The sequence below is a fragment of the Mitsuaria sp. TWR114 genome (genome assembly GCF_007997345.1).
This window is the reverse complement of sequence record NZ_VOSR01000285.1, coordinates 1-2,933: the sequence shown is the minus strand read 5'-3', so window position 1 is coordinate 2,933 and position 2,933 is coordinate 1. Positions and strand designations below refer to the sequence as shown.

The following is a 2,933-nucleotide window of genomic DNA, read 5'->3' as shown; positions in this document are numbered from 1 at the left end:
ACCAGATGACGCAGCAGAACGCGGCGCTGGTCGAGGAATCGGCCGCGGCGGCGGAGTCGCTGAAGGACCAGTCGGCACAGCTGGTCGACGCGGTGGCGAGCTTCAAGCTGGGCTGACCGGGCACGGCCGCTGGCCCTCACCCCCCGCCCTCCCGCAAGCGGGCGAGGGAGCCAGTGGCAGCGCGCCGCCCGAGAGCATCCCCCTCTGCGAAGGGGCCAAGGGGTGCTCGGTAAACTGCCCCGATGAATGCGCCAATGCAAGGGGCCGGGCTGGCCCGCTGGACCCATCGATACGCGAGTCTGGGGCCGGATTTCTACACCGAGCTGCCCGGCACCGGCCTCCCCGACCCGCACTGGGTCGCCACCAGCCCCGATTGCGCCGCCCTGCTGGGCTGGCCCGCCGACTGGTGGACCCGCCCCGAGATGCTCCCGGCCTTCAGCGGCAACGCGCCGCTGCCCGGCATGAAGCCGCTGGCCACCGTGTACAGCGGCCATCAGTTCGGCGTGTGGGCCGGCCAGCTCGGCGACGGCCGCGCGCTGCTGCTGGGCGGCGTCGACGGCCCGAACGGCCATTTCGAACTGCAGCTCAAGGGCGCCGGCCTGACACCCTACTCGCGTCGCGGCGACGGCCGCGCGGTGCTGCGCTCGTCGATCCGCGAGTTCCTCTGCTCCGAGGCGATGGCCGCGCTCGGCATCCCGACCACCCGCGCGCTGGCCATCACCGGCTCCACCACGCTGAAGGTGCAGCGCGAGCGCGTCGAGACCGGCGCCGTCGTCACCCGCGTCGCGCCCAGCTTCCTGCGCTTCGGCCACTTCGAGCACTTCACCCACCACGGGATGGAGGCCCGCACGCGCGAGCTCTTCGACTTCTTCATCCGCCACCACGCGCCGGAATGCGCCACCGCGCCCAATCCCGTCACCGCCGCGCTGGCCAAGGTCGCCGCGCAGACCGCGGAACTCGTCGCGCAGTGGCAGGCCGTGGGCTTCATGCATGGCGTGATGAACACCGACAACATGTCGATGCTGGGCCTGACCATCGACTACGGCCCCTTCGGTTTCATGGACGGCTTCGACCCCGGCCACATCTGCAACCACTCGGACCATCAGGGTCGTTATGCCTTCGCGCGCCAGCCGCAGGTGGCGTTCTGGAACCTGCATGCGCTGGCCCAGGCGCTGCTGCCGCTGATGCCGGGCGTCGACACCGACGCCGAGGCGGCCGGCGATGCGCTGATCGAGTCGCTGGAGATCTACCGCGAGCGCTTCGGCACCGCGCTGCTCGGCGCGATGCGCGCGAAGCTGGGCTTGAGCGCGGAGGTCGACGAGCGCGGCGAGGACGGCCCGCTGATCGACGACTGGCTGCGGCTGCTCGCCACCCATCGCACCGACTACACGATCGCGCACCGGCGCCTGTCGGGCTTCGATCCGGCGCAGCCGGTCGAGGCGCCCGCCCATGCGGCCCTGCGCGACCTGTTCCTGGACCGCGCGGCCTTCGATGCCTGGGCCGGGCGTTACGCGGCGCGCTTGAAGATCGAGCCGGCGGACGCACATGCGACCCGTGCCGCTCGCATGGACGCGGTCAATCCGGCGGTGGTGCTGCGCAACCACCTGGCCGAGACGGCGATCCAGCGGGCCGAGGCCGGCGACTTCGACGAAGTGCGCCGGCTGCTGGAGGTGCTGCGCCGCCCGTTCGACGCGCCCGCCCAGGCGTCCGACGCCGACTTCCCGCCCGACTGGGCGCAAACGCTAGAGGTTTCCTGTTCATCATGAGCCGCTACGACAAGTTCACCGAGAACGCCACCGAGGTCGACCGCGACCGCGACACCGCCTACCCCGTCCGGAAGACCGATGCCCAGTGGCGCGAGCAGCTCGACCCGACGCAGTACCAGGTCGCCCGCCACGCCGCCACCGAGCGCGCCTTCACCGGCAAGTACTGGGACCACTGGGAGGCCGGCCGCTACAACTGCGTCGGCTGCGGCACGCCGCTCTTCCAGGCCGACACCAAGTTCGACGCCGGCTGCGGCTGGCCCAGCTATTACGAGCCGATCAACGCCGAGGTCATCGAGCGCGTCGTCGACAAGACGCATGGCATGGTGCGCGTCGAGGTGCGCTGCAACCGCTGCGGCACCCACCTGGGCCACGTCTTTCCCGATGGCCCGGAACCGACGGGCGAGCGCTTCTGCATCAATTCGGCCGCGATAGACTTCGAGCCCCAGCGCTGAGCGCTGCCGAACTGGTCCCTGAATGAAGCTGTTGCTCGATTTCCTGCCGCTCCTGCTGTTCTTCGTCACGTTCAAGTACGCCGATGGGCAGCCGGAGTGGGCAGCGGCCTTCGCGACCGAGCACCTGGGTTTCCTGGTGTCCGGCGGCAAGGTCGGCCCCACCGAGGCGCCGGTGCTGCTGGCCACCCTGGTCGTGATGTTCGCCACCATCGCCCAGGTGCTCTACCTCAAGCTGCGCCGCCGCAAGGTCGACCTGATGCTGTGGGTCAGCCTGGGGCTGGTGATGACGCTGGGCGCGGCCACCGTCTACTTCCACAACGAGACCTTCATCAAGTGGAAGCCGACGATGCTGTACTGGGCGTTCTCCGCGGCCTTCCTGGTCAGCCATCTCTTCCTCGGCAAGAACCTGCTGCGCAAGATGCTGGGCGCCGAGCTGCACCTGCCGGATCCGGTCTGGGCGCGCCTGAACTGGGCCTGGGTGACCTTCTTCGCCGCGATGGGTTTTGCGAATCTTTACGTCGCTTACTCGTACAGCACCGAGGCCTGGGCCAACTTCAAGGCCTTCGGGTCGACGGGGCTGATCCTGCTGTTCACGCTCGGCCAGGGCGTCTACATGAGCCGGCACCTGCCGCAGGAGAGCGAGGCCCCGGCCGAGGAGACCAAGCCATGAGCGGCGGCGCGGGACCTTCCCCTTCGTCGGCGCCGAACCCGGCGG

3 protein-coding genes are annotated in these 2,933 nt (G+C 69.9%); all 3 read left to right on the top strand.

Annotated features, from left to right (window positions below):
* The first annotated feature begins 242 nt into the window (after positions 1-242).
* The 3 genes from FUT87_RS12035 to FUT87_RS12025 are packed head-to-tail and all read left to right on the top strand — an operon-like array spanning position 243 to position 2,888.
* Positions 243-1,766 carry a YdiU family protein gene (locus FUT87_RS12035; protein WP_147241073.1) on the top strand — a complete coding sequence of 508 codons (1,524 nt, stop codon included), beginning with the start codon at positions 243-245 and terminating at the stop codon, positions 1,764-1,766.
* Complete coding sequence (gene msrB, locus FUT87_RS12030; RefSeq protein WP_091734049.1) at positions 1,763-2,218, top strand: peptide-methionine (R)-S-oxide reductase MsrB; 456 nt, start codon at positions 1,763-1,765, stop codon at positions 2,216-2,218. The genes FUT87_RS12035 and msrB overlap by 4 nt, the downstream gene beginning before the upstream one ends.
* Before the next feature lie 22 nt (positions 2,219-2,240).
* Positions 2,241-2,888, top strand: coding sequence for a septation protein A (locus tag FUT87_RS12025; RefSeq protein ID WP_091734050.1), 648 nt, complete (start codon positions 2,241-2,243; stop codon positions 2,886-2,888).
* Positions 2,889-2,933 lie beyond the last annotated feature (45 nt).

What these genes read in the sequence shown, in the direction of transcription:
- FUT87_RS12035 (WP_147241073.1), top strand. Translation starts at nt 243, where the DNA reads ATGAATGCGCCAATGCAAGGGGCCGGGCTGGCCCGCTGGACCCATCGA.
- msrB (WP_091734049.1), top strand. Translation starts at nt 1,763, where the DNA reads ATGAGCCGCTACGACAAGTTCACCGAGAACGCCACCGAGGTCGACCGC.
- FUT87_RS12025 (WP_091734050.1), top strand. Translation starts at nt 2,241, where the DNA reads ATGAAGCTGTTGCTCGATTTCCTGCCGCTCCTGCTGTTCTTCGTCACG.